The following is a 25,064-nucleotide window of genomic DNA, read 5'->3' as shown; positions in this document are numbered from 1 at the left end:
GAGCGCCGGGCCCGCCGGGCCGCGCGCCCGCAGCGCGTCTCGCCACCGCGTCACGCCGCGATGTGGCTCACGATCGCGCTCGCCGGGGGCCTCGTGCTCGCCGCCGCCGGCATCGCGATCGGGACCGCGACGGGCCTCGGCCTGCTCGTGACCGTCTCGTTCGTGCTCGCCGGGCTGTCGATCGTCGGCCCGATCGCCGCCGCCGGCTGGATGATCGCGCGCGCGATCCGCCGCGGCGCGGGCGTGCTGGGGCTGCTCTTCGCCGCGGGCATGATCGCCGCGGGCGTCGGGCAGTTCGCCGATCAGCCGCCGGTCATGTTCGGCGGCTGGGGTGCGATGATCCTGTCCGCTGCCGCGCTGTACCTCGTCGTCGCCGTGCCGGCCTGGCGGGCCGAGGCGCGCCGCCGCGAGCGGCGCGAGCTGCGGGCGGCCGTGCGCCGGGAGCGCCGGGCGGAGGCGGTCCGGCGCGGGGCCGCGTCGCGCCGCTGACGGCCGCCCCGGCGCGAGGCGCGGCCCGCGAGAGCATACGCTGGAACACATGCGTGAGATCCGCGACCTGGACACCGTCGAGCTCATCCTGGAGGCGCAGGGCATCTTCGACGCCATCCGCGGCCCCGAGAGGGTGATCGACGCCGGCACCATGCGCGCGCTGCAGCAGTCGGGCAACTACGTCACCGGCTACTTCGACGACGGCCGCATGGTGGGCGCCTCGGTGGCGTTCTTCGGCACCCCGGCCTCGCGCTCGATGCACTCGCACATCACGGCGCTGCTGCCCGAGTTCCGCGGCCGCGGCTGGGGCCGCGAGCTCAAGGAGCACCAGCGCCAGTGGGCCCTCGCGCACGAGGTCGGCAACATCACCTGGACGTTCGATCCGCTCATCTCGCGCAACGCGCATTTCTACCTCACGGTGCTCGGCGCGCGCGTGACGGGCTACGCGGTGAACCAGTACGGCATCTTCGGCGGCGGCGACGCGGGCGACGAGAGCGACCGCCTCGACGTGAAGTGGGCGCTCGCCGACTTCGCGCAGACCCCCGCGGAGGATCGGATCGAGGCGACCCTCGAGATCCCGGACGACGTGGAGCGGATGCGCGAGGAGGACCCGCGCGAGGCGCACGAGTGGCGCATGCGCGTGCGCCGCGAGATGGGCGTCCTCACCACCCGCGGCCTCACCATCGGCGGCTTCGACCCCAAGCGCGGCTACCTCTTCACCCGCGCCTGACCCCGACCCCTCGTCGAACCGAGCGCCCGCACGTCAGTTCCTGGGCGCGTGAGCGTCCCGCGGCGCGGCAGCGCCGCCGCGCGCGGAGCGCGCAGATGACACCGCACGTCAGTTCCTGGGCGCGTGAGCGTCCAGGAACTCGTACACGTCGGTCGTGTCCACGCCCGGGAACGATCCCGTGGGGAGGGTCGCGAGCAGGGTGCGGGGCGTGGCGACGTTGGGCCAGGCGCCGTCGCGCCAACGGCCCGCGAGCTCCTCGGGCGGGCGGCGGCAGCACGTCTCGACCGCGTGGCGCGAGACGCGGCGGTTCGGGGTGTCGCGCCCGGCGAACCACTTGGTGTCGTCGAAGCGCACGCCCACGCTCACCGAGTGCGCGCCCTGGCTGGAGTGCTCCACGCGTGCCGTGCACCAGTACGTGCCGTTGCCCGTGTCGGTGTACTGGTAGTACGGGTTGAAGTGGTCCTCCACGTCGAAGATCACCCGGCTCGTCCAGTGCCGGCAGCACAGCTGCCCCTCGATGGCGCCGAGCCGGTCGGCGGGGAAGTTGACGTCGTCGTTCTCGTACGCCTTCGTGATGGTGCCCGACTCGTGCACCTTGAGGAAGTGCACGGGGATGTCGAGGTGGCGCGTGGCGAGATTGCTGAAGCGGTGGGCGGCGGTCTCGTACGACACCGAGTACGCGTCGCGCAGATCCTCGATCGAGATCGCGCGGCGCTCCTTCGCCTCCCGTAGCGCCGCCACCGCACCCTCCTCGGGGATGAGCAGGGCGCCGGCAAGGTAGTTCTGCTCCACGCGCTGGCGCAGAAACTCGCCGTAGCTCGACGGCTCCGCGTGCCCCAGCACGCGGCTGGCGAGCGCCTGCAGGATCGGCGCGCGCGGATCGCCCGAGACCCGGTTCGGCAGGTAGAGCCGCCGGTGCTTGAGGTCGAGCACGCTGCGGGTGGATGAGGGCAGGTCGGCCACGTAGTGCAGCGTGAACCCCAGGTGCGCCGCGATCGCGCTCGCCGCGCGCTGCGTGAGCGGCCCGCCGGGGTGCCCGATCGCCTCGAGCAGCTCGCTCGCCGTGCGCTCGAGGTGCGGGAAGTGGTTGTCCTGCGAGCGCATGAGGGCCCGCAGCTCGCTGTTGGCCCGCCGCGCCTCCTCGGGCGTGGCCTGGCGCTCGTCCTTCAGCCGGTCGATCTCGCCCGCCAGCCGCAGGATCGCCCGCAGGGCCTCGTCCGGCATGCCCTTCGGGATGCGGAACGGCTCGATCCCGAGCGCGCGGAACCGCGTCGAACGCAGCTCGCGCTCGAGCGCCACCTCCATGCGGCTGCGCTCGTCGAGCTCGTCCGGCTCGAGCAGCGCGTCGACGGGCACGTCGAGCGCCTGCGCGATGGCCCGCAGCATCGACAGCCGGGGCTCGCGCCGGCCGTTCTCGATCATCGACAGCTGGCTGGGCGCGCGCCCCACGCGCTCGGCCAGCTCGGCCAGGCGGATGCCGCGCTCCGTGCGCAGCGCGCGGATGCGGCGGCCGACCGCGATCGCGTCGGCACCGGTCTCGTCGTCGAGGGCCATGGCGCCGATCCTGCCACAAAGTTCCGCCCGGCAGAAGAACCGGAATAGTTCTGCGGGTCAATCCTCTCCGCGGCGGTGGATCTTCACACATCGTGGTCTCACGCGGTGCCGCACCGCACGGACGAAGGAGACCGACATGACCACCACCGCCCTTCCGGGAGACCGGACCCAGACCGCCGAGGAGCTCCAGCTGGAGTGGGACGCGAACCCCCGCTGGAGCGGCATCGAGCGCACGTACACGGCCGAGGACGTCATCCGCCTGCGCGGCGCGATCCGCGAGGACGCCACGCTCGCCCACCGCGGCGCCGAGACGCTGTGGCGGCACCTGCGCGGCGACGAGTACGTGCGCGCGCTCGGCGCGCTCACGGGCAACCAGGCCGTGCAGCAGGTGCGCGCCGGCCTCAAGGCCATCTACCTGTCGGGCTGGCAGGTGGCCGCCGACGCGAACCTCGCCGGGCAGACCTACCCGGATCAGTCGCTCTACCCCGCCAACTCGGTGCCCGCGGTCGTGCGCCGCATCAACAACGCGCTGCTGCGCCAGCACCAGCTCGAGTTCGCGGAGGGCGAGGTCACGCGCGACTGGATGGCGCCGATCGTCGCCGACGCCGAGGCCGGCTTCGGCGGCCCGCTCAACGCGTACGAGCTCGCGCACGCCATGATCCAGGCCGGCGCCGCGGGCATCCACTGGGAGGACCAGCTGGCCAGCGAGAAGAAGTGCGGCCACCTGGGCGGCAAGGTGCTCGTGCCCACGAGCCAGCACATCCGCACCCTCAACGCCGCGCGCCTCGCCGCCGACGTCGCCGGCGTGCCGACGATCCAGATCGCCCGCACCGACGCGCTCGCGGCGGATCTGCTCACGAGCGACGTGGACGAGCGCGACCGCCCGTTCGTCACGGGCGAGCGCACGAGCGAGGGGTTCTACCGGGTGCGGAACGGCATCGACCCGGTCATCGCGCGCGGCCTGGCGTACGCGCCGTACGCCGACCTGCTGTGGGTCGAGACGGGCACGCCCGACATCGAGCTCGCGCGCGAGTTCGCCGCCGCGGTGCACGCCGAGCACCCCGGCAAGATGCTCGCCTACAACTGCTCGCCGAGCTTCAACTGGTCGGCCGCCCTCGACGACCGGCAGATCGCGTCGTTCCAGGCGGAGCTGGCGGAGCTCGGCTACCGCTTCCAGTTCATCACCCTCGCCGGCTTCCACGCCCTGAACCACTCGATGTTCCAGCTCGCGCGCGGCTACGCCGAGAGCGCCATGACGGCGTACGTCGAGCTGCAGAACGCCGAGTTCGCCGCCGAGGCCCAGGGCTACACGGCCACGCGCCACCAGCGCGAGGCCGGCACCGGCTACTTCGACCGGGTGTCGACCGCCCTCAACCCCGACGCGTCGACCCTCGCGCTCGCCGGCTCCACCGAGGCCGAGCAGTTCCACTGATCCGGCGGAGCCATCCGCCCCACGGCACGAACCGATCCCCTGGAGGGACATCATGACGATCATCGCCCCCGCGCCCGGCACCGAGCGCACGCACGAGACCATCCACCCCACGATCCGCGTGGTCGGCCCGATGCGGCCGCGCTACGCCGAGATCCTCACGCCCGAGGCGCTGGCCTTCCTCGCGCAGCTGCACGAGCTGTTCGCCGGCGCGCGCTACGACCGCCTGGCCGACCGCATGCGGCACGGCTACGAGGTGGGCCTGGGTCGCGACCCGCGCTTCCGCGAGGACACGCGCCGCATCCGCGAGAACCCCGACTGGCGCGTCGCCGGCGCCGGCCCCGGGCTCGAGGACCGCCGCGTCGAGATCACCGGCCCCACCGACCCGCGCATGACGATCAACGCGCTCAACTCGGGCGCCAGGGTGTGGCTGGCCGACCAGGAGGACGCCACGAGCCCCACCTGGGCGAACGTCATCGGCGGGCAGCTGTCGCTGTTCGACGCGATCCGCGGGCGCCTCGAGCACACCTCTCCCGAGGGCAAGCACTACGCGGTCACCGCCGAGCGCACGCCCACGATCGTGATGCGCCCGCGCGGCTGGCACCTCGAGGAGCACCACCTGCACTTCACCGACCGCCACGGCCGCACGATGGCCGCGTCGGGATCGCTCGTCGACTTCGGGCTCTACGCGTTCCACAACGCGCGCGAGCTCATCGCCCGCGGGCGCGGGCCGTACTTCTACCTGCCCAAGCTCGAATCGGCCGAGGAGGCGCGGCTGTGGGATCAGGTGTTCACCTTCACGGAGCAGTTCCTCGCGATCCCGCACGGCACGATCCGCGCGACCGTGCTCATCGAGACGCTGCCGGCAGCGTTCCAGATGGAGGAGATCCTGTACGAGCTGCGCGACCACTGCGCGGGGCTGAACGCGGGGCGCTGGGACTACATCTTCTCGATCATCAAGACGTACCGCGGCCGCGGATCGCGCTTCGTGCTGCCCGACCGCAACGAGGTCACGATGACGGTGGGCTTCATGCGCGCCTACACCGAGCTGCTCGTGAAGACCTGCCACAAGCGCGGCGCCTACGCGATCGGCGGCATGAGCGCCTTCATCCCCAGCCGGCGCGACGCCGAGGTGAACGCCAACGCGCTGCAGAAGGTGGCCGCCGACAAGCGGCGCGAGGCCGCCGACGGCTTCGACGGCACGTGGGTGGCGCACCCCGACCTCATCCCCGTGGCGCAGGCCGAGTTCGACGCCGTCCTCGGTGACCGGCCGCACCAGCTCGACCGGCAGCGCGACGACGTGCACGTGAGCGAGCGGCACCTGCTGTCGCTGCACATCGGCCGGCCGATCACCGATCGCGGCGTGCGCGAGAACGTCGAGGTGGCCATCCGCTACCTCGAGGCGTGGCTGCGCGGCCAGGGCGCCGTGGCGATCAACAACCTCATGGAGGACGCCGCGACCGCCGAGATCTCGCGCTCGCAGATCTGGCAGTGGATCCACCAGGATCAGTCGACGGCCGAGGGCACGCTCATCACGCGCGAGCACGTCGCGGGGGTCGTGGACGACGTGCTCGCGGGCCTCGAGCGCCGCGAGGGCGACCGCTTCGACGAGGCGGCCGAGGTGTTCCGCGACGTGGCGCTGAGCCCCACCTTCACGCCGTTCCTCACGACGCGGGCGTACGCCAGGCACCTCGTCGAGACGGCCTGACGGGCGGCGGGCGTCGGCGGATCCCCTCCCCGCCGGCGCCCGTCACGCGGGCACGCCCGCTACGCGCGGACGCGGGCGGGGGCGAAGGCGTGCGCCAGGCCCTCGGGCGAGAGCGCGTGCTCGACGGCGAGGATCGCGGCGCCGCGCACGGCGGCCCGCTCGGCGGCGGCCGACTGCACGATCGCGAGGTGCTCGGTGGCCAGCGGGGCGGAGCGGGTGTAGACGATCTCGCGCACCCCGGCGATGAGGTGCTCGCCGACGCGCGACATCGATCCGCCGATCGCGATGACCGAGGGGTTGATGAGGCTCACGGCCGTCGTCAGCACCCGAGACCGAGCAGGGTTTCACGCGCATCGTCGTGACCGAGCCCGGCCACCCGTACCTCGAGGGATGGTGGCCCACGGGGCACATGCTCGGGTACGAGCACGTGCTGGGGCGACCACCTCGATCCGAACCGCTGGGACGACGACGCCTACGTGCAGGGGCGGCTCGGCATCCTCGAGCGCAACGGCCTGAAGGTGTTCACGATCTCGAATCACCTGAAGGGTCAGGTGGTGTGCGACGACCCGATCGACGAGCGCCACCGCGCCATCGTGTCGGATGAGCTGTGGGGCGACGGCGACCCGGAGGGGGTGCGGCAGCGCGCCGCCGAGGAGCTGAAGAACACCGCGCGCCTGGCCGCCGCGCTCGGCGTGAAGACGGTCACGGGCTTCACCGGCTCGTCCATCTGGAAGTACGTGGCGATGTTCCCGCCCGCCACCGACGAGATGGTCGACGCCGGGTACCGGGACTTCGCCGACCGGTGGAACCCGATCCTCGACGTCTTCGACGAGGTGGGCGTCCGCTTCGCGCACGAGGTGCACCCGTCCGAGATCGCCTACGACTACTGGACCACGAAGCGCGCGCTCGAGGCGATCGGCCACCGCGAGGCGTTCGGACTCAACTGGGACCCCTCCCACATGGTGTGGCAGGACCTCGACCCCGTCGCGTTCCTGTGGGACTTCCAGGACCGGATCTACCACGTGCACTGCAAGGACACGAAGAAGCGCATGACCAACGGGCGCAACGGCCGGCTGTCGTCGCACCTGCCGTGGGCGGACCCGCGCCGCGGCTGGGACTTCATCTCGACCGGCCACGGCGACGTGCCGTGGGAGGACGCCTTCCGCATGCTCAACGCGATCGGCTACGCCGGCCCGCTCTCGGTCGAGTGGGAGGACGCCGGCATGGACCGGCTCGTCGGCGCGCCCGAGGCGCTGGCGTTCGTGCGGCGCATGTCGTCATACGAGCCGTCGGCCGCGGCCTTCGACTCCGCCTTCTCCACGCGCTGATCGCGCGCGGCTTCAGGTGGTCGCTTCATCTCCGCGGCTTCGCCGCTCCGTTCAGCAACCGATGGGTGCGACCGCGCCGGTTGCTGAACGGAGGCCGCGGAGCGGCCGGAGATGAAGTGACCACTGCAACTCCGCCCTTGCGCCATCTCGTATGTGCGTGCGCATATATGAGAGGGCGGTCGGCACGGCCACGCCCTCGTGCTGCACGACCATCGAGGCGAGCACGGCCGCCATCACGGTCGATGCCGTGGAGGTGCCGAGCGAGCGGGCGAGGGCGTTGATGCCGTTGGAGGCGCCGGTCTCGTCGGCGGGGACCGAGCGCATGATGAGCATCGGCATCGCGGCGAAGCTGAGGCCGATGCCCACGCCGACGATGAGGTTGGCCGTGAACAGGTGCCACACGCTGTCGGACCACAGCAGCAGGTACACGTACGACAGGGCGACGAAGCCGACGCCCGCCGAGAGCATGATCCGCGGTCCGATCGTGCGCTCGAGCCACCCCGACAGGGGCGAGATGAGCATCATGAGCAGGCCCGACGGCATGACGACGAGCGCGGTCTCGAACACGCCCAGGCCGAAGCCCGACCCCGTCTCGGGCGGCAGTTCGAGCATCTGCGGCAGCGTGACGTTCGACCCGAACAGCGCGAACCCCATGCAGATCGCGGCGAGGTTCGTGAACAGCACCGAAGGGCGCGCCGCGACGCGCAGGTCCAGCAGCGGCTCGCGCGTGCGCAGCTGATACCAGCCCCACACGAGCAGCACCGCGACGCCGCCGATGCCGCACAGCAGCGTGGCGGGCGAGGTCCAGCCCCAGTCCGGCCCGCGCGAGACGGCCAGCAGGATGCCGCTCAGGCCCGCCGTGAGCCCGATCACGCCGGCGACGTCGAACCGCCCGGGTGCGCGCAGCACGCTCGGCGGCACGAACAGGTGCACGAGCGCGTACGCGACGACGCCGAGGCCCCCGGCGATCCAGAACAGCGCGTGCCAGCTCAGGTTCTCGACGACCCAGGCGCTCACGGGCATGCCGACCGATCCGCCGACGCCCATCGTCGCGCTCATGAGCGCCACGGCCGTGCCGAGCCGCGCCGGCGGCAGCACGTCGCGCATGATCGCGATGCCGAGCGGGACGACGCCCGTGGCCGCGCCCTGCAGGCCGCGGCCGACGATCACGCCGAGGATGCCGGGTGCGAGCGCGGCGACGACCGAGCCGGCGATGAGGAAGCCGATGAGGATGAGGACGATCCGCCGCTTGCCGTACATGTCGCCGAGGCGGCCCGAGATCGGCGTCGCGCACGCCGCGACGAGCAGCGTGATCGTGACGACCCAGGCCGTGTCGGGCCGCGGGGCGTCGAGCAGGTGGGGCAGCTCGGACTGGATCGGCACGACGAGCGTGAACATGTACGCCGAGACGAGGCCCGTGAACGCGAGCGCGAAGACCGTGAGCCACCGGGGTGTGGTGCGGGAGAGCCGCCGTCTCTCGTCCCGTTCCGCCACATCCTTCACCCTAGCCGCGGCCGGGGACACCGGCGCCGGGCGGGGATGTCGGAGGGCCGTGGCAGGCTGAGGGCGTGTCCGAGAAGCGCGCGGATCCGCGTGATGCGAGTCCGGGGAGCCCCGGCGGCAGCGCCGAGCGGCCCGCGGTGTTCTTCCGCGACGCCGCGGAGTTCCGTGCGTGGCTCGAGCGGCACCACGACACCGCGCCGGAGCTGTGGATGGAGGTGCGGCGCGCGCACGTGCCGGATCGCGGTCTCACGTGGGCCGACGCCGTGCTCGAGGCGCTGTGCTTCGGCTGGATCGATTCCGTCTCGCAGCCGATCGACGACGACCGGCGGCGGCAGCGGTGGACGCCGCGCAGGCCGCGCAGCATCTGGTCGAAGGTCAACATCGCGCACGTCGAGCGCCTGATGGCGGAGGGGCGGATGCATCCGGCGGGCCTGGCGGCCTTCGAGCGCCGCGCTCCCGCCCGCAGCGGCGTCTACTCGCACGAGAACGCCGAGGCCGAGCTCGACCCGCGCCTGCGGGCGATCGTCGAGGCCTCTCCCGCCACGACGGCGTTCCTCGCCGAGGCGGCGCCCGGCTACCGCAAGGCCGTGCGGCACTGGATCATGTCGGCCGCGCAGGAGGCCACGCGCGAGCGGCGCGCCCGCCAGCTCGTGGCCGACAGCGAGGCGGGGCGGCTCGTGCCCCCGCAGCGCCCGGGACGCCCTCCGGCGTGGCTGCCGCGTGCCGCGGCGGCCGCCGCGGCGGCCGCATCGGACGGCGCCGAGGCCTCGGGCGGCCGAGACTAGAATCGACGTGCGGCTTCGTGCCGCTCCGCGCCGCCCCGCGGCGGGCGCGTCCGACTCGCCCTCCCCGACCATTGGAGCCACCGTGGCCGAACAGTCCCGCCTCGACAAGGTGATCAGCCTCGCCCGCCACCGCGGGTTCGTCTTCCAGGCGGGAGAGATCTACGGCGGCTCGCGCTCGGCTTGGGACTACGGCCCCCTCGGCACGGAGCTCAAGGAGAACATCCGCCGCCAGTGGTGGCAGACCTTCGTGCGCGGCCGCGGCGACATGGTCGGCCTCGACTCGTCGATCATCCTGCCGACGAAGGTGTGGGAGGCGTCGGGGCACGTCGCCACGTTCACCGATCCGCTCGTCGAGTGCCTGCAGTGCCACAAGCGCCACCGCGAGGATCACCTCATCGAGGCGTACGAGCAGAAGAAGGGCCGCGCGCCGGAGAACGGCATGGGCGACATCGTCTGCCCCGACTGCGGCACGCGCGGCCAGTGGACCGAGCCGCGCTCGTTCTCGGGCCTCGTGAAGACCTACCTCGGCGTCGTCGACGACGAGTCGGGCCTGTACTACCTGCGCCCGGAGACGGCGCAGGGCATCTTCGTGAACTTCGCCAACGTCGTCACCGCCGCGCGCAAGAAGCCGCCGTTCGGCGTGGGGCAGGTGGGCAAGGCATTCCGCAACGAGATCACGCCGGGCAACTTCATCTTCCGCACGCGCGAGTTCGAGCAGATGGAGATCGAGTACTTCGTGCCGCCGGCGGAGGCCGCCGAGTGGTTCGAGCACTGGGTGGACGCGTGCTGGGACTGGTTCGTCGACCTCGGCATCGACCCGTCGCACATGCGCAAGCTCGACATCCCCGACGGGGAGCGCGCGCACTACTCCGACCGCACGATCGACGTGGAGTACGACTTCGGCTTCCCCGGCAAGGGCTGGGGCGAGCTGATGGGCGTGGCCAACCGCACGGACTTCGACCTGTCGAACCACATCGAGCACTCCGGCGCGAACCTGTCGTTCTTCGATCAGGCCTCGGGTGAGAAGTACGTGCCCTACGTGATCGAGCCGTCCTTCGGACTGACCCGCTCGATGATGGCCTTCCTCATCGACGCCTACGCCGAGGAGGAGGTGCCGAACGCGAAGGGCGGCACCGACGTGCGCACGGTGCTCAAGCTCGACCCGCGCCTCGCGCCCGTCAAGGTGGCCGTGCTGCCGCTCAGCCGCAACGAGCGCCTCTCGCCGCTCGCGCGCGAGGTGGCGGACGACCTGCGCGGCACGTGGAACGTCGACTTCGACGACGCCGGTGCGATCGGCCGGCGCTACCGCCGGCAGGACGAGATCGGCACGCCGCTGTGCGTCACGATCGACTTCGACTCGCTCGACGACCGCGCCGTGACGGTGCGCGACCGCGACACGATGGCGCAGGAGCGGGTTCCGCTGGAGCGCCTGCGCGACTTTCTTGCCGAAAGGCTTACCGGCGCGTAACCACCGGGGAGTATGATCAGCGCGCGCGGCGCCGACCCGAAGGCACCGCGAGCCCGATCTCCAATCCCTCCCTGGACTGTTCATGCCCGTCGATTCCGTCGCGCCCATCGCGCTGTCGTCCGCCCCCCGCCTGTCCGACATGGTGTTCGATCGCCTCGCCCAGGCGATCGTGCGCGGGGAGTTCGCCCCCGGTGAGGCGCTGCGAGACCAGCAGCTCGCCGAGCGTCTCGGCGTCTCGCGCATGCCCGTGCGCGAGGCGATCCAGCGCCTGGAGCGCGCCGGCCTCGTCGAGATGGCCGCGAGCCGCTACACACGCGTCGCGCAGATCACCCCCGAGCGCATCCGCGACACGATGGAGCACGCGGGGTACCTCTACGGCGCGGTGACCCGCATGGCGGTGCTGCGCATGACCGACGCGCAGCGCGCCACCGCCCTCCAGCTGCTCGAGGAGGCGAGCGCGCAGGTCGACGACGCCGAGGCCTTCATCGAGGCCGGCGCGGCCGTCACCGCGCACTTCGTCGCCTGCTGCGGCAACGCCCTGATCGCGCTGCGCGGCGACGTCTTCCACACCCTGCGGTGGGTGATGCGGCACAGCAGCACCCTGCCGACCGCGGTGCCGCCCGAGGTGCGCGAACTGCACCAGCAGCTGATCGGCGCCGTGATCGACCGTGACGGCGACCGCGCCGAGCTGATCATCCGCCGGCGGTACGGCGTCGCCGTCTTCCCTCCCGCCTGAGCAGCCGCGCGTCCGCTCAGGCGATCACGAGGCGCACCGTCGCCGCCGTGAGGCAGGCCCAGCTCAGGCTGGCGAGCGTGCCGATGATGAAGCGCTCGCGCGCCTCCGGTGAGCCGAGCTCGGTGAAGCGCGCGATGCCCTTGATCGCCACGACCACCGCGATCGCCTCGGGGTAGCCGACGATCAGGGCGAGCGCCGAGGCCGTGCGCTCCAGGTACCCGATCGTCACGCCGCCGCGCATCACCTCGGGTGCGCCCTGCGCGCTTCCTGCGGGCGGCCGCAGCAGGATGCCGCCGTGCGGGCCCTCGCGCACGCCGTCGTCCGAGGCGAACGCCAGCACGCGCCGGGCGACGGGATCGCCGCCGAGGACCGCGACCGCCGTGGCCAGCAGCGCGAGCGCGGCGGCGAGCGGCACGGGCACGGCGAGCGGCACGATCGCGACGGTGATGAGCGAGAGCACGACGAGGATCGCGGCGGCGAGCAGCGGCCCCGACGCCGGGCGCCGCCGGCGCACGAGGACGAGCACGAGCGTCGCCGCCATCGCGATCACGAGGATCGCGCCGATCACGACGTCGTACAGGTCGAGCAGGGCCATGCGGCTCAGTGTGCCACGTGGCTCCGACGCGGGCGGGCCGGGCCGCGGCGGGTCACTCCCCCGCGTCGAGCCGCGCCAGCAGCCGGGCGAGTGCGGGCACGGCGGCCTCCTCGGTGCGCAGTGCCGCGGCGCCGGCCCGCCGGCTCACCGCGCTCTCGGTGATCCCGAGCCGGCCGGCGATCTCGCGCTGACTGAGGCCTTCGGCGAGAAGGTCATGGACCTCCCAGCCCTCGTCGGTGCGCCGATCGCGCAGCTCGACGAGCAGTCGCAGCAGGGCCTCGACATCCCGTGCACCGGTCGGCCGCTCCGCCGCGTCGTCCGGGTCGTCCGCGCCCGAGACGGCCACGCGCGTGGCCGAGCGCCTCGCCCGCTCCACCGCGTCGCGCGCGCGCACGAAGGCGGGGCCGCGCGCGGCGCGCACCTCGCCCGTCGGCGCGCTGCCGACCTCCCCCACACCCACGCCGACCCGCCATTCGCCGGTGCGGCACAGTGCGAGGACCACGTCGAGGGTGCGGTCGGCGTCCGAGAGGAGCGCCTGGATCTCGTCCCCGGCCGTCCGCTCCGGCGCGAGCGCGAGGGAGTCGCCGCCGACCCGGGTGACGATGCCGAGCGCGTCGGGCACGAGGTCGGGCCCGTCCTGGCTGCGGCGCTGATCCGCGGTGATCACGAACATGCGCGGCTCCTCGCGGTGGGCGAGCCGGGCGTCCGACGTGAACTCATGGGCTCAAGTATGAGCACTTGCAACCCCAAGCTCAAGGTATCCGGACGGTGCGAGCGGCGTGTGCGCCGCTGCGGCGAGCCGTCCTATTGCCCTCGCGGCGCATCGCCCTGTTTCGCCGCGGCCTTCACGGCCTTCTTGTGCTCGCGCACCTTCGCCAGCGACTCCGGGCTGACGATGTCGGCGACCGAGCGGAACGATCCGTCCTCGCCGTAGGGATCCGACGCCTCGCGCCAGCCCGCGCCCGCGAAACCGCGCTGCTTGCCCAGCAGCGCGAGGAAGATCCTCGCCTTCTGGTCGCCGAAGCCGGGAAGCGCCTTGAGTCGCTTGAGCACGGTCGGCCCGTCGGGATCGTCTCGCGTCCACAGCTCGGCGGCATCGCCGCCCCAGTCGTCGACGAGCGCCCGGCACAGCGCCTGCACGCGCCCGGCCATCGAGCCGGGGAAGCGATGCACGGCCGGCGACTGCGCGAACGCCTCGGCGAAGGCGTCGGGGTCGTAGCCGGCGATCGTGCCGGCGTCGACGGATCCGATCCGCCGCCGGATCTTCTCGGGCCCGGCGAACGCGGTCTCCATCGCGACCTGCTGGTCCAGCAGCATGCCGATGAGCAGCGCCAACGGGTTCTCGGTCAGCAGGGCGTCGGCATCGGCATCGCCGGTGATGTGCAGGTCCATGCCCCCATTCTCCCGCGAGACAGCATCTGCGCGCCGAGACCGTGTCGTGTGCACGCTGTCTCGGCGCGGCGCTGCTGTCTCGCCGAGGGAGGTGCCGGTCAGGGGCGTGACTGGAAGCGGAGGATGCGGGTGAGGGCCTCGGAGACCGCGGCGGGGCCGGCCGCCAGCGAGAGGCGGACGGAGGTGCGGCCGCCGACGGCGTCGAAGTCGGCGCCCGGCACGACCGCGACGCCCTCGTCCTCGAGCAGCGCGGCGCACCACGCGGACGAATCGGGGAAGGGGCCGAGCCGCGGCGCGATGTCGGCGTAGACGTAGAAGGCGCCGTCGGCGGGCGCCACCGTGCCCCAGCCGAGCTCCGGCAGCCGGCCGAGCAGCAGCGCGCGCGAGGCGGCGAACTCCTCGACGCGGCGCGCCGCCTCGGCGTACGACCGCTCCTCGAAGGCGCCGAGCGCGGCCAGCTGCGCCGGCGCGGGCGGGCACAGGACGAGGTTGCCGGCGAGCGCGTCGACCGCGCCGCGCAGGTCGTCGGGCACGAGCATCCAGCCCAGCCGGAAGCCGGTCATGCCCCAGTACTTCGAGAACGACGAGGCGACGATAGACGACCGATCCAGCTCCCAGGCGCTCGTGCCGAACGCGCCGGGCGCCGACGGATCCGCCGGGTAGGCGATGCCGTGGTAGATCTCGTCGCTCACGAGCCGCGCGCCGTTGTCGCGGCACCACTGCGCGAGGGCGTCGAGCTCGGCGCGCCCGATCATCGTGCCGGTCGGGTTTGCGGGCGAGGCGACGACGAGCCCGGCGATCGGGCCGCCGTCGGCCACGGCGGCGTCGAGCAGCGCGGGCGTCGGCTGGAAGCGCGCCTCGGGGCCGCAGGTGAGCTCGACCACCTCGCAGCCGAGCGAGCGCAGGATGTTCCGGTACGCCGGGTAGCCGGGTCGGGCGAGCGCCACGCGGTCGCCGTGCTCGAACGCCGACAGGAAGGCGAGCAGGAAGGCGCCGGACGATCCGGTCGTCACCGCCACGCTCGCAGGATCCGGATCGATCCCGTACGAGCGGGCGTAGTGGCCCGCCAGCGCCTCGCGCAGCGCGAGCGTGCCGAGCGCGGGCGTGTAGCCCAGCGGATCTCGGGCCTCGTGCACGCGGATCGCGCGCTCGTGCACCGCGGCGGGGGCGCCGCCCGAGGGCTCGCCCGCGCACAGCGACACGACATCGCGCCCCGCGGCGCGCAGCTCGGCGACGCGGTCGAGGATGCGCATCACCTCGAACGGCGGGACCTCGGATCGGCGGGAGGACGTCATCCCGTCAGTCTCGCAGGGGTCGCGATCTCCCGGTCGAGGCTCAGGCCGAGGCCTCGCCGCGGAACGGGCACGACGCGGCGTCGCTCTCCGGCCGCGTGGCCGGCCGGGCGTCGATGCCGAAGAGCGTCTCGAGCGCGTCGAAGACGTCGTCGGCGCGGCCCTGCGCGGCCAGCTCGCGGGCGCGCGACGTGGGGGTGTGCAGCAGGCGGCCGACCATGTGGCGCAGCGCCTGCTCGACGCGCTCGTCGTCGCCGCGGCCCTTGGCGCGGTCGATCTCGGCGTCGAGCACCTCGAAGACCCGCTCGCGCAGGGCCACGATCGCGGGCGCGGCGCTCTGCTCGCGGCCGACGAGGTGGAACTTGGCGGCGGCGTCGTGCACCATGCGGCGGGCGTCGTCGTGGGCGCGCAGCTCCTCGAGCGGCGCGTGCAGGCGGATCGTCTCGAGGTCGAGCAGCGTCATGCCCTCGAGCTCGCCCACCTCGGGCGCCACGTTGCGGGGCAGGCCCAGGTCGATCACGAAGCCGCGGTCGCGGTAGCCGCCGCGGTGCAGCAGCTCGGGCGTGACGACCGGCTCCTCGTTCGAGGTGCACGTGATGACGAGATCGGCGGAGGCGGCGGCCTCGGCGAATCCGTCGGTCTCCACGAAGGCGATGTCGTGCTTGGCGGCGAAGCGGGCGCCGCGCCCGGAGGGGGAGTGCACCGTGATGTCGGTGACGCCGTGGTCGCGCAGCGCCGCGAGCGTGGCGGCGGCGTAGGCGCCCGTGCCCACGAGCAGCGTGCGCAGGCCGGTCCAGTCGGCGATCCGGCTGTCGGCCAGCTCGAGCGCGAGGCGCACGAGCGAGCGCCCGGCGCGGCCGAGGGCGGTGGCGTTCTTGATGCCCTTCTGCGTCTCGGTGGCGCGCTGGAACAGGCGCTCGAGCTCGGGGGAGGTCGCCGCGAACGCGCGGGCGTCGTCGAGCGCGCGGCGCACCTGGCCCGCGATCTCTCCCTCGCCGACGACGACCGACTCGAGGCCGGAGGCCACCGAGAACAGGTGCTCGGCCACGCGGCCGCCCGCCTTCACCTCGTACGCGCCCTCGAGCTCGCTCGGGCCCACGCCCGTCGCGGCGTGCAGAGCATCGAGCGCCGCCTCGACGCCGTGCGTCTCGGCACCCTCGGGCACCTCGACGTAGGCCTCGACGCGGTTGCACGTGGAGAGCACGACGGCACCCTGCACGCGCTCGCGCCCGGCGATGAGCGGCGCGACCGCCGTGGCGTGCGTCGAGAGCCGTTCGAGCAGATCGAACGGGGCGGTCTTGTGACTCGCGGTGACGCACAGCAGCACGAGAACCGATTCTACAGCCCGTCGAAGCTATTCCTGAATGATTCATGATTAGGGTGCCCTTACCGTGGCGTTCCGCAGGATCGCCGTGCACCGACACAGGGATCCCACGGCGGGCGATGGGAAGAATGGACGCATGACCTCCACGTCCGCGCTCGTGCGCGCGCTGCACGGCGACCGCCCCGCCACCGCCCCCGTCTGGTTCATGCGGCAGGCCGGTCGCTCGCTGCCGGAGTACCGCGAGCTGCGCGTGGGCACGCGCATGCTCGACGCGTGCCTCACGCCCGAGCTGGCGGCCGAGATCACGCTGCAGCCGGTGCGCCGGCACGGGGTCGACGCGGGCATCTTCTTCAGCGACATCGTCGTGCCGCTGCGGCTGGCGGGCATCGAGGTCGAGATCGAGCCCGGCCGCGGACCCGTCTTCGCCGCGCCCGTGCGCACGGCGGACGACGTGGCCCGCGTGACGTCGATCGATCCCGAGGAGGTCGCCGCGGCCGCCGATCCGATCCGCGAGGCCGTGCGCCTGACCACCGCCGAGCTCGGGCAGACGCCCCTCATCGGGTTCGCCGGCGCCCCCTTCACGCTCGCGGCCTACCTCGTCGAGGGCGGCCCCTCCAAGGAGCACCTGCGCGCGCGGGCCATGATGCACGCCGATCCCGAGGCCTGGCACCGCCTGGCCGGCTGGCTCTCGCGCGTCTCGCGCGCGTTCCTCGGCGCGCAGATCGAGGCGGGCGTCGCGGCCGTGCAGCTGTTCGACTCGTGGGCCGGATCGCTGTCGCCTGCCGCCTTCCGCGCCTTCGTCGCGCCGCACTCCAAGGCGGCGGTCGCCGACCTGCCCGTGCCGGTGATCCACTTCGGCGTGGGCACGGGCCCGTTCCTCGCCGACATGCGCCTCGACGGCGTCGCCGACGCCGTGGGCGTCGACTGGCGCCTGCCGCTCGACGAGGCCGCGGCGATCGTCGGATCCGACACGACGCTGCAGGGCAACATCGACCCGGCGCTGCTCGGCGCCCCGTGGCCCGTGCTCGAGGCGCACGTGCGCGACGTGCTGCGCCGGGGTCGCGCGGCCCGCGCCCACGTCGTCAACCTCGGCCACGGCGTGCCGCCCGAGACCGACCCCGACGTGCTGACCCGGATCGTCGAGCACGTGCACGCCGAGGCCGCGGCGGACGGGAGCGGATCGAAGTGAGCGAGGAGCTCGAGCGCCTGCACGAGCGCGCCGTCGAGACCCGCGTCGCCGTGATCGGCGGCGGCATCGGCGGCCTCGTCGCCGCGCTCGAGTTCGCCAAGGTCGGCATGGGCGTCACGCTCTACGAGGCCGAGGACCGCCTCGGCGGCGCCGTGCGCTCGGGCGAGGTCGACGGCCTCCGGCTCGACCTGGGCGCCGAGAGCTTCGCCACGCGCGGCGGCCACGTGCGCGCGCTCGTCGACGAGCTCGGGCTGGGCGACCTCGTGGTCGAGCCCGGTACGGGCGCGGGCGGCGCCTGGGTCGCCGGTCTGCCCGGCGGCGCCGCGGCCCCCCTGCCGGCCGGCGGCATCCTGGGCATCCCGGCCAACCCGTTCGCCGACGACGTGCGCCGCGTCATCGGGTGGGGCGGCGCGTGGCGGGCGTACCTCGACCGCGTGCGGCCGCTGCTCACGATCGGCCGGGACCGGAGCCTGGGCCACCTCGTGCGCACGCGGCTGGGCGAGCGGGTGCGGGATCGGCTGGTCGCGCCGGTCACGCACGGCGTGTACTCGGCGCACCCGGACGACATCGATCCGGATGCCGCGGCCCCCGGGCTGAACGGCGCGCTGACGAAGACGGGGTCGCTGCTCGGCGCGGTCGACCTGCTGCAGCGCGAGCGCCGCGCCAAGGCGGGCGCCCCCGGATCGGCGGTGCAGGGCCTGCGCGGCGGCATGGGCACGCTCGTCGACGCCCTCGCGACGCGGCTCGTCGAGCTCGGCGTGCAGATCCGTACCGGCACCCCCGTCACCGCGCTGGAGCGCGAGGACGAGCGCTGGATCGTCGTCGCGCCGGAGGGCGACGCGGAGCCGGCGAGCGACGCCACCGACACCCACCGGTTGCTGAACGAAGCGGCCGAAGGCCGCGAAGATGAAGCGACCACCGCAACCGAATCGCCGGCCGCAGCCCCCGCCCCGAGCGCCCCGGAGCCCGCCGCGTTCGACCTCGTCATCGTCGCGACCGAGGAGCCGGCGGCGCGCCGCCTGCTCGCCCCGCACGCCGCCGCGCTCGCGGTGGAGCCGCCGCGCCCCGGCCCCGTCGTGCACGTCGCCACGCTCGTGCTCGATGCGCCCGAGCTCGACGCGGCCCCGCGCGGCACGGGCGTGCTCACGGTGCCCGGATCCTTCCGGGCCAAGGCACTCACCCACGCCACGGCGAAGTGGGGCTGGGTCGCCGAGGCGGCCGGCCCCGGCCGGCACGTGGTGCGCGTCTCGTTCGGCGCCCAGGGCGACGCGCCCGCCACGGACGGGCTCTCCGCAGACGAGGCCGCCGAGCTCGCGCGCGAGCAGGTGTCGGCGCTGCTCGGCGTGCCGCTGCCCGCCGATCGCGTGCGCGGGTTCGCGCTCGAGCGCTTCTCGCAGTCGCAGCCGGCCGCCACCATCGGGCGCCGCGACGACGCACGCGCGGCCCGCACCGCGATCGAGGCCGTGCCGGGGCTCGGCGCGGCGGGAGCCTGGCTCTCGGGCACGGGGCTGGCGCAGGTCGTGCCCGACGCGATCGGCGAGGCCGAGCGCCTCCGTCGCGCGGCGCTGTTCGGCTGAGGCGCATGTTCTACCGCGCGCCAACGGATTCCGCAAGCGGAATGCATCCGAAACACAAGCGGGTTATCGTGGGAGCCGACGCACTCCGACGACGTGAGGAGACCCCATGAGGGGCAAGGTGGGACTCGTGATCGGGCTCGGTGTGGGCTACGTGCTCGGCACCCGCGCCGGTCGCAAGCGGTACGAGCAGATCAAGACGCAGGCCGCCAAGGTGTGGAACCTCGAGCCCGTGCAGGAGCAGGTGGGCCGGGTCAAGGACCTCGCCGCCTCGGGCGCCATGAAGGTGCCGGCCGCGGCGTGGGGCGGCCTCGTCGGCGTCGTGAAGACCATCGCCTCGAACACCGGCACGCCCGGGCAGAAGCTCGACGCCGTCATCGACGAGGCGAAGGACACGGTCGACGACGTGAAGAAGGCCGCGGACCACTGATGTCCCCGCGCACCTCGCGTCCCTCGCCCGTCCGCGATCGGGCGGATGACGGACTGCTGACGCTGATCGGCGACGTTCCGGGGCTCGTCTCCGACCTCGTGAAGGCCGAGATCCGGGCCGCCAAGGGCTACGTCGGGCAGCTCGCCAAGCACGGCGGGCTCACCGCCGTCTTCGGGATCATCGCCCTCTTCTTCCTGTTCTGGACGATCCCGGCGTTCCTCGCATTCTTCGTGATCCTGCTGGACCTGTGGATGCCCCTGTGGGTCGCGGCGCTCATCGTCGTCGCGATCGGCATCGTCCTCGCCGCCGTCGCCGGCGCGTGGGCCTACTTCGGGCACGTCCGCAAGATCCAGAGGCTCGAGGGGCCGGGCAAGGCCGTCAAGACCGACGCGCGCATCGTGAAGGAGTTCGCCGATGAGTTCTGACGAGCTGCCCAAGACCGTCGTCCCGAGCGGCATCACCGACGAGGTCGAGCGCGCCAGGGCCGAGCTCAGGGCGGCGCTCGCCGCCATCGAGCACAAGGCCAACGTGCCGGCGCGCGCCGCGGAGGCCACCGAGCGCAAGGTCGCGGAGGCGAAGGCGTTCGCCCGCCGCGAGCCCGGTCTCGCCGCCGCGGGCGCCGTCGCCATCGCCGCGGCGGTCGGCGCGGCCGTGTGGGGCCTCGTCACGCTGCTGAGCAAGCGCGGCTGACACTCCGCGGCGGGGCGCTGCCGGGCGTCCGGATCTTCCGAGTTCGTCTGGGATCGTCCGGGACTTGTCGAGAACAGTGTGCGCCCGCGTGCGAAACGGGTGCGTCTCTACAAATGGCTGCCCGGGTAGGGGCGGTGCGCGCGAGCGGGACGTTGCTAAGAAGTCTCTGAACGGGACCCGTCGGGGTTCCCGGACCGAGGAGATTCTGTGCGTCACCACGACCGTCGCCGCGGCACGCGCGCGGCCACGCTGCTGTCACTGATCACTGCGTTCGCGCTCGTCTTCGGCGGAGCGGCGGTGCCCGCCCTGGCCGCGGACGATCTCGCCCCCGTCATCGAGGCCACGGCCGACACCGGAGCCGATGCGGCGTCCCCCGAGGCGAGTGCCGACGCGGCGTCGTCGGAGGTGCCCACAGCGGCCCTCGACCAGGAGCTGGGCCTGGCGGGCGACGAGTCGGACGGCTCGACGCCCGCGCCCGAGTACGGCGCACCCGAAACGAACGGAGCGGGCGCTCAGACCGTGATCGACGGTGCGGACGGCGCAACGCCGACGGACGCGGAGCACGCCGTCTCCTCCGACGCGGCGAACGCCGTGACTCCCCACGCCGCCGCCGCGGCCGAGACACCGGCCGATGCGTGGTGCAACGCGCCCGCCGGCGCGGGGCCCCACTCGATCTCCGGCACGGTGCGCGATGCGCAGGGCCGGCCGATCGCCGGGGCCTACATCCTCGGTGAGCGGCAGCAGCAGGACGGCGATGAATGGGCCTCGTCGCACATCGGCTGCGCCATCACCGACGAGGCCGGGCGGTACGTGCTGACCGGACTCGCGTCGGGCGCGTGGACCGTGAGCGCCGACTTCCGCGGGCGCGACAACCTCATGACGACGTTCTACGGCGGCAGCACGTCCTGGGAAACCGCCGAGCGGCTCACGCTCGATGGCGACGCCACCGGCGTCGACATCGCGGCCGTGCAGGGTGCGGGCGTGTCGGGCACGCTCGCGGAGGGCCTCCGCGAGCGTGTTCAGTGGGTCCAGCTCGTGCGCAACGACGGAACGATGCTCGCGGTCGCCGACTATGACGCGGCGACGGGCTCCTTCGCCGTTCACAGCGTCCTCCCCGGCACGATGCGGCTGAGCGTCGGGCTCCGCAACGACGCGGGCGGGACGACGACGATCCCGCTGGGCGGCCCCGTGGAGCTCCTACCCGGACAGGACTTCGTCTATCCCGAGCCGCTCGCGCTCCCGCCAGTGGCGCTGCTGACGGCCGAGACGTACTCCGACGCACACACGTTCGTGCAGGTCTTCGAGGCGGACGGTGCTGCCGAGCTCGCTTCCGGCTTCATCGACGGATCGACTCCCGCCGTCACGTTCGAGCTTCCCGCAGGCGCCGACGTGGTCGTGAGCTTCCGCGTGTGGAACGACACCGGCGAGTACCGGACGGTGTGGTGGGAGAACGCGACGTCTCGCGAGGAGGCGACCATTGTGACCCTCTCGGACGACGAGCCGCAGGCCGTGCACGTCGGCGGCGGCACCGGCTCCATCTCGGGGGTGGTGACGGATTCGTCGGGTGAGCCTCTCGCGGAGGCGCGTGTGAGCCTGTACCGCGCGAGCAACCAGGAGGTTCCCGTGCGCACGACCACCACGGGGGCGGACGGATCCTACGAGTTCCCGCGGCTGGCGCCGCAGAACTACGCCGTGGCGATCGATCGGTCCGAGCCGTTCGGCGCGCAGACCTGGTACGGCGGCGACGGCACCCGGCCGGGAGCGTCGGCGATCGAGATCGGCGACGGCAGCGTCTTCGATGCGGCGGACATCGCGCAGAAGATCGGGGGCGCCGTTCACGGCGCGTTCACGGTGCCCGAGACGATCGAGTCGCTCGAGATCTACCTCGACCCGATGGAGGGTGCCGTGTTCAGCGAGCGCCTCTATCTGGTGCGCGGCGACGCGTCGTGGGGCACGTGGGACATGTGGGGCGTCGCGGAGGGTCGCTACAGCCTCCGGTACGTGATCGATGGCACCCAGTCGATCTATGGCGAGGCGATCACCGTGCGGGCGGGCCAGCACACCGAGGCCCAGGCGCTCGAGCTGGTGCCCCAGATCATCGGGACGGTGACGGACGCGCGGACGGGCGAGCCGCTGCGCGGCGGAGAGGTGACGGTCCACTGGTGGGAGCCGGGCGAGTGGTCGGACGGCGGCGGCTGGTGGAACTCCCGGAACAGCTACCTCGACGACGAGGGCGGCTACGCGTTCTACGACCTCACTGCGGGCCGCGAGTACTTCGTCGAGTTCACGGGCGAGGGTGTCGCGACGCAGTGGTGGCCGGAGGCGGTCACGCGCGACGAGGCGGAGCCGGTCGTGGCGCCCGCGCTCGGCGAGGCGCCCGTGGTGCTGGATGCCACGCTCGAGGCGGGCGTGACCGTCACGGGCACCGTGATCGACGCGCTCACCGGAGAGCCGCTGCCGTACGTGTCCGTGCGCGAGGAGGACACCTGGACCTACGCGTACACCGACGCACATGGCGCGTACACGCTCGAGCTGCCGGGCCCCGGCGCGTACCGCATCGGCCTCGCCGATGACGCCTTCGTCACGCCGGCGCCGGTCACCGTGCCCCCGGAGGGTCTTGTGGGTCACACGGTCTACCGGCAGCCGGCCTATTCGATCTCGGGCACGGTGCGCGCGGACAACCTCGACGTCGGGCTGGAGGACATCGATGTGTCGGTGGTGCGCCGCGTCGGCGACGACTGGATGAGCAGGGGTGTCTACACGAACTCGGACGGCACGTTCACCACTCCCGCTCTGCCTCCCGGCGAGTACACGCTGGTGTTCCGCAACTACGAGGGCCTCTACGTCGAGCAGTGGTACGACGGCGCGGCGTCCGAGGAGCAGGCCCGCACCATCACGATCGTCGACCGTCCGCTCACCGGCATCGAGGCTCGTCTCGGTCTCGGCGGCGTGGCCCGCGGCACGATCATCGGCGCCGACGGCAAGCCGCTCGCCGGGGCGACGGTGGGCCTCGCCACCGCGCCGGAGCTCTCGCTCTTCTCCGTGCTGCGCAGCATGTTCGTCCCGGAGGACCCGGCCGACGCGATCCTCGGGATCGAGACGACGACGGACGAGAACGGACGGTTCGAGCTGCCGCCGGTCGACCCCGGCCGCTACACCCTGTACGTGTACACGGAGGAGCACGGCACGTCGTGGTATCCGAACAAGGCCACGCGCGCGGAGGCCAAGATCATCGAGATCGAGGCGGGCAAGCGCACGCCCGAGATCGAGGTGCCGCGTCCGCTGCCGCTGGAGGAGGGCGAGAAGCCGCTCCGCCCGGAGCAGACGCTCACCGAGGCCTTCGAGATCACGCGCAATCCCGTGAGCGTCGCGGTCGAGGCGGGCGGGTACGCCGAGTTCACGGCCATCGCCTCCGGCCGGCCGCAGCCCGACCTGCAGTGGCAGGAGCGCATCGACGGCGAGTGGCGAGACCTCGAGGGTGCCACGGACACCACCCTCTCCGTCGAGACTGACGAGGTCGGCGAGCGCGTCTTCCGCGCCGTGTTCACGCGGGACGGCGAGGAGAGGATCTCTCGCGAGGCGATCCTCACCGTCACCGCTCCGGTCGTGGCGCCGGGCATCCCGGCGGCGCCGTCGGTGGGTGAGGTGACGACGCGCGGCGCGACCGTGTCGTGGGCACCGCCCGCCGTCGACGGCGGTGCGCCCGTCACGGGCTACGTCGTCTCGGTGCGGGCCGAGGGCGCGCCCGCGCCGCGCGTGATCGAGGTCGGCGATGTGCGCTCCCTCCCGATCTCCGGGCTGAGCCCGGCCACGGCGTACGAGGTCACGGTCGCGGCGCGCAACAGCGCCGGGGTGGGTGCCGCCGCGGGGCCGGTCGCATTCACCACCGAGCGGATCGTGGTGCCGGGGGTGCCGGTCATCACCTCGGTGGAGGCGGTGTCGCCGACCGGGCTGCGCGTCGCATGGGACGCGCCCGCGGACACGGGCGGCGGGACGATCGACGGGTACGTCGTCGAGGTGCTCACGGCCGGTGTGGCCGTGCCGGGCGCGACGGTGAGCGTGAGCGGCACGTCGGCGACGATCGCCGGCCTCGAGGCTGCGACGGAGTACACGGTGCGCGTCGCCGCCCGCAACGAGGCCGGAGCGGGTGAGGCGGCATCGCGCACGCAGCGGACGAACGCGGCGCCGGACCCGGAGCCGACGCCCGAGCCGACGCCCGAGCCGACGCCGGAGCCGACGCCGGAGCCGACGCCCGAGCCGACGCCCACGCCGACGCCGGAGCCGACCCCGGCGCCCGAACCCACACCGGAGCCGGAGCCCACGGAGACGCCGGCGCCTATGGAGACGTCGGAGCCCGAGCCGACCGTCGTTCTGCCGTCCAGCGGTGGCGGCGATCCGGAGGCGCCCGATGCGGCCACGCTGAACGGCGGCAACCGCGGTGGCGCGAGCGTGACGAGCGGCTCCGCCGTAGCCGGCGGGACGTTCACGGTCGCCGGCCTCGCGCCGCGCACCGACTACTACGTCTGGATGTTCTCCGAGCCGGTCGCGCTCGGGTGGAGGACGTCGGACGCGAACGGCGTCGTCACGCTGAGCGTTCCCGCCTCCGTCGCGCCGGGCGAGCACCGCGTCGTGTTCACGGATGCCGACGGCGCGGTCGTCGCCTGGGCGCCCGTGACGGTCGCGGGGAAGCTGCCGGACACGGGCACGGAGGTCGGCACGTCGATCGCCGTGGCGTCGATGCTGCTGATCGCGGGCAGCGTGCTGCTCCTCAGCCGTCGTCGCGCGAGGCGCAACGCCTGATCCGCTCCGCATCCGGGCCCGGGAGGCTCGACCCGAAGGAGCACTCCC

The 25,064-nt window shown here is 73.3% G+C and carries 20 protein-coding genes and 2 pseudogenes; 14 read left to right on the top strand and 8 right to left on the bottom strand.

What is annotated here, in order from left to right:
* The coding region (locus ACODR5_RS05490) for a hypothetical protein (RefSeq protein ID WP_488982970.1) at positions 1-489 on the top strand (489 nt) is incomplete at its 5' end.
* 49 nt (positions 490-538) lie between these two features.
* The gene (locus tag ACODR5_RS05485) at positions 539-1,219 is read left to right on the top strand and encodes a GNAT family N-acetyltransferase (RefSeq protein WP_449852907.1); all 681 of its coding nucleotides are present in this window, start codon (positions 539-541) and stop codon (positions 1,217-1,219) included.
* Between the two features lie 108 nt (positions 1,220-1,327).
* Here the strand turns inward: ACODR5_RS05485 and ACODR5_RS05480 are convergent, their stop codons facing one another.
* Positions 1,328-2,773 (bottom strand): helix-turn-helix domain-containing protein, encoded by a 1,446-nt coding sequence (locus tag ACODR5_RS05480; protein ID WP_460816136.1) that lies wholly within the window; start codon positions 2,771-2,773, stop codon positions 1,328-1,330.
* Between the two features lie 136 nt (positions 2,774-2,909).
* On the opposite strand from ACODR5_RS05480, the gene aceA reads away from it, so the two are divergent.
* Both aceA and aceB read left to right on the top strand, forming a co-directional pair.
* On the top strand, positions 2,910-4,205 hold the full coding sequence (gene aceA, locus ACODR5_RS05475; RefSeq protein ID WP_449852905.1) for an isocitrate lyase: 1,296 nt from the start codon (positions 2,910-2,912) through the stop codon (positions 4,203-4,205).
* 52 nt (positions 4,206-4,257) lie between these two features.
* Positions 4,258-5,910, top strand: coding sequence for a malate synthase A (gene aceB / locus ACODR5_RS05470; protein WP_449852904.1), 1,653 nt, complete (start codon positions 4,258-4,260; stop codon positions 5,908-5,910).
* 59 nt (positions 5,911-5,969) lie between these two features.
* Here the strand turns inward: aceB and ACODR5_RS05465 are convergent.
* Positions 5,970-6,236: pseudogene (locus ACODR5_RS05465) on the bottom strand (ROK family protein); the annotation flags it as partial.
* 99 nt (positions 6,237-6,335) lie between these two features.
* Here ACODR5_RS05465 and ACODR5_RS05460 point away from each other — a divergent pair.
* Positions 6,336-7,238 (top strand): annotated as a pseudogene (locus tag ACODR5_RS05460) (sugar phosphate isomerase/epimerase family protein); the annotation flags it as partial.
* Positions 7,239-7,289: 51 nt separating this feature from the next.
* On the opposite strand, the gene ACODR5_RS05455 reads toward ACODR5_RS05460, so the two are convergent.
* On the bottom strand, positions 7,290-8,732 hold the full coding sequence (locus ACODR5_RS05455) for an MFS transporter (protein ID WP_488982969.1): 1,443 nt from the start codon (positions 8,730-8,732) through the stop codon (positions 7,290-7,292).
* Between the two features lie 74 nt (positions 8,733-8,806).
* Here ACODR5_RS05455 and ACODR5_RS05450 point away from each other — a divergent pair, with 74 nt between their 5' ends.
* The 3 genes from ACODR5_RS05450 (at position 8,807) to ACODR5_RS05440 (ending at position 11,730) form a co-directional block, all read left to right on the top strand.
* Positions 8,807-9,526: a YdeI/OmpD-associated family protein gene (locus tag ACODR5_RS05450; protein ID WP_488982968.1), complete on the top strand. Its 720-nt coding sequence runs from the start codon at positions 8,807-8,809 to the stop codon at positions 9,524-9,526.
* An 82-nt stretch (positions 9,527-9,608) separates the two neighbouring features.
* The gene (locus tag ACODR5_RS05445; protein ID WP_460816140.1) at positions 9,609-10,994 is read left to right on the top strand and encodes a glycine--tRNA ligase; all 1,386 of its coding nucleotides are present in this window, start codon (positions 9,609-9,611) and stop codon (positions 10,992-10,994) included.
* 82 nt (positions 10,995-11,076) lie between these two features.
* On the top strand, positions 11,077-11,730 hold the full coding sequence (locus tag ACODR5_RS05440) for a GntR family transcriptional regulator (protein WP_449852896.1): 654 nt from the start codon (positions 11,077-11,079) through the stop codon (positions 11,728-11,730).
* A 16-nt stretch (positions 11,731-11,746) separates the two neighbouring features.
* Here the strand turns inward: ACODR5_RS05440 and ACODR5_RS05435 are convergent, their stop codons facing one another.
* From ACODR5_RS05435 to ACODR5_RS05415, 5 genes are all read right to left on the bottom strand, one after another.
* A complete protein-coding gene (locus ACODR5_RS05435; protein ID WP_488982967.1) occupies positions 11,747-12,325 on the bottom strand; it encodes a hypothetical protein in 579 nt (192 codons plus the stop codon).
* A gap of 52 nt (positions 12,326-12,377) precedes the next feature.
* The gene (locus ACODR5_RS05430) at positions 12,378-12,998 is read right to left on the bottom strand and encodes a sigma-70 RNA polymerase sigma factor region 4 domain-containing protein (RefSeq protein ID WP_460816142.1); all 621 of its coding nucleotides are present in this window, start codon (positions 12,996-12,998) and stop codon (positions 12,378-12,380) included.
* A gap of 131 nt (positions 12,999-13,129) precedes the next feature.
* Complete coding sequence (locus tag ACODR5_RS05425; RefSeq protein ID WP_488982966.1) at positions 13,130-13,717, bottom strand: HhH-GPD-type base excision DNA repair protein; 588 nt, start codon at positions 13,715-13,717, stop codon at positions 13,130-13,132.
* Between the two features lie 98 nt (positions 13,718-13,815).
* Positions 13,816-15,012, bottom strand: coding sequence for an aminotransferase class I/II-fold pyridoxal phosphate-dependent enzyme (locus ACODR5_RS05420; protein ID WP_488982965.1), 1,197 nt, complete (start codon positions 15,010-15,012; stop codon positions 13,816-13,818).
* A gap of 40 nt (positions 15,013-15,052) precedes the next feature.
* The gene (locus ACODR5_RS05415; RefSeq protein ID WP_460816145.1) at positions 15,053-16,336 is read right to left on the bottom strand and encodes a glutamyl-tRNA reductase; all 1,284 of its coding nucleotides are present in this window, start codon (positions 16,334-16,336) and stop codon (positions 15,053-15,055) included.
* A 133-nt stretch (positions 16,337-16,469) separates the two neighbouring features.
* Between ACODR5_RS05415 and hemE the strand changes: the two genes are divergently transcribed.
* The 6 genes from hemE (at position 16,470) to ACODR5_RS05385 (ending at position 25,016) form a co-directional block, all read left to right on the top strand.
* The gene (gene hemE, locus ACODR5_RS05410; protein WP_488982964.1) at positions 16,470-17,522 is read left to right on the top strand and encodes a uroporphyrinogen decarboxylase; all 1,053 of its coding nucleotides are present in this window, start codon (positions 16,470-16,472) and stop codon (positions 17,520-17,522) included.
* Positions 17,519-19,099, top strand: coding sequence for a protoporphyrinogen/coproporphyrinogen oxidase (locus ACODR5_RS05405; protein WP_488982963.1), 1,581 nt, complete (start codon positions 17,519-17,521; stop codon positions 19,097-19,099). The genes hemE and ACODR5_RS05405 overlap by 4 nt, the downstream gene beginning before the upstream one ends.
* 106 nt (positions 19,100-19,205) lie before the next feature.
* The gene (locus ACODR5_RS05400) at positions 19,206-19,526 is read left to right on the top strand and encodes a hypothetical protein (protein ID WP_460816151.1); all 321 of its coding nucleotides are present in this window, start codon (positions 19,206-19,208) and stop codon (positions 19,524-19,526) included.
* Positions 19,526-19,951, top strand: coding sequence for a phage holin family protein (locus tag ACODR5_RS05395; RefSeq protein ID WP_460816153.1), 426 nt, complete (start codon positions 19,526-19,528; stop codon positions 19,949-19,951). Before ACODR5_RS05400 ends, ACODR5_RS05395 begins: the two co-directional genes overlap by 1 nt.
* On the top strand, positions 19,941-20,216 hold the full coding sequence (locus ACODR5_RS05390) for a hypothetical protein (protein ID WP_460816155.1): 276 nt from the start codon (positions 19,941-19,943) through the stop codon (positions 20,214-20,216). The genes ACODR5_RS05395 and ACODR5_RS05390 overlap by 11 nt, the downstream gene beginning before the upstream one ends.
* Before the next feature lie 207 nt (positions 20,217-20,423).
* Entirely contained in the window at positions 20,424-25,016 is a 4,593-nt protein-coding gene (locus tag ACODR5_RS05385) for a carboxypeptidase regulatory-like domain-containing protein (RefSeq protein WP_488982962.1), read from the top strand.
* Positions 25,017-25,064: the final 48 nt, after the last annotated feature.

This window comes from Microbacterium sp. FG3, assembly GCF_057809335.1.
Note: the sequence above shows the minus strand (reverse complement) of the source record. Positions and strands in the feature narration are given on the sequence as shown.

Excerpts from the sequence above, each read along its gene's own strand:
- ACODR5_RS05485 (WP_449852907.1), top strand. The coding sequence starts at position 539 with ATGCGTGAGATCCGCGACCTGGACACCGTCGAGCTCATCCTGGAGGCG.
- ACODR5_RS05480 (WP_460816136.1), bottom strand. The coding sequence starts at position 2,773 with ATGGCCCTCGACGACGAGACCGGTGCCGACGCGATCGCGGTCGGCCGC.
- aceA (WP_449852905.1), top strand. The coding sequence starts at position 2,910 with ATGACCACCACCGCCCTTCCGGGAGACCGGACCCAGACCGCCGAGGAG.
- aceB (WP_449852904.1), top strand. The coding sequence starts at position 4,258 with ATGACGATCATCGCCCCCGCGCCCGGCACCGAGCGCACGCACGAGACC.
- ACODR5_RS05440 (WP_449852896.1), top strand. The coding sequence starts at position 11,077 with ATGCCCGTCGATTCCGTCGCGCCCATCGCGCTGTCGTCCGCCCCCCGC.
- ACODR5_RS05435 (WP_488982967.1), bottom strand. The coding sequence starts at position 12,325 with ATGGCCCTGCTCGACCTGTACGACGTCGTGATCGGCGCGATCCTCGTG.
- ACODR5_RS05430 (WP_460816142.1), bottom strand. The coding sequence starts at position 12,998 with ATGTTCGTGATCACCGCGGATCAGCGCCGCAGCCAGGACGGGCCCGAC.
- ACODR5_RS05425 (WP_488982966.1), bottom strand. The coding sequence starts at position 13,717 with ATGGACCTGCACATCACCGGCGATGCCGATGCCGACGCCCTGCTGACC.
- ACODR5_RS05420 (WP_488982965.1), bottom strand. The coding sequence starts at position 15,012 with ATGACGTCCTCCCGCCGATCCGAGGTCCCGCCGTTCGAGGTGATGCGC.
- hemE (WP_488982964.1), top strand. The coding sequence starts at position 16,470 with ATGACCTCCACGTCCGCGCTCGTGCGCGCGCTGCACGGCGACCGCCCC.
- ACODR5_RS05400 (WP_460816151.1), top strand. The coding sequence starts at position 19,206 with ATGAGGGGCAAGGTGGGACTCGTGATCGGGCTCGGTGTGGGCTACGTG.
- ACODR5_RS05395 (WP_460816153.1), top strand. The coding sequence starts at position 19,526 with ATGTCCCCGCGCACCTCGCGTCCCTCGCCCGTCCGCGATCGGGCGGAT.
- ACODR5_RS05390 (WP_460816155.1), top strand. The coding sequence starts at position 19,941 with ATGAGTTCTGACGAGCTGCCCAAGACCGTCGTCCCGAGCGGCATCACC.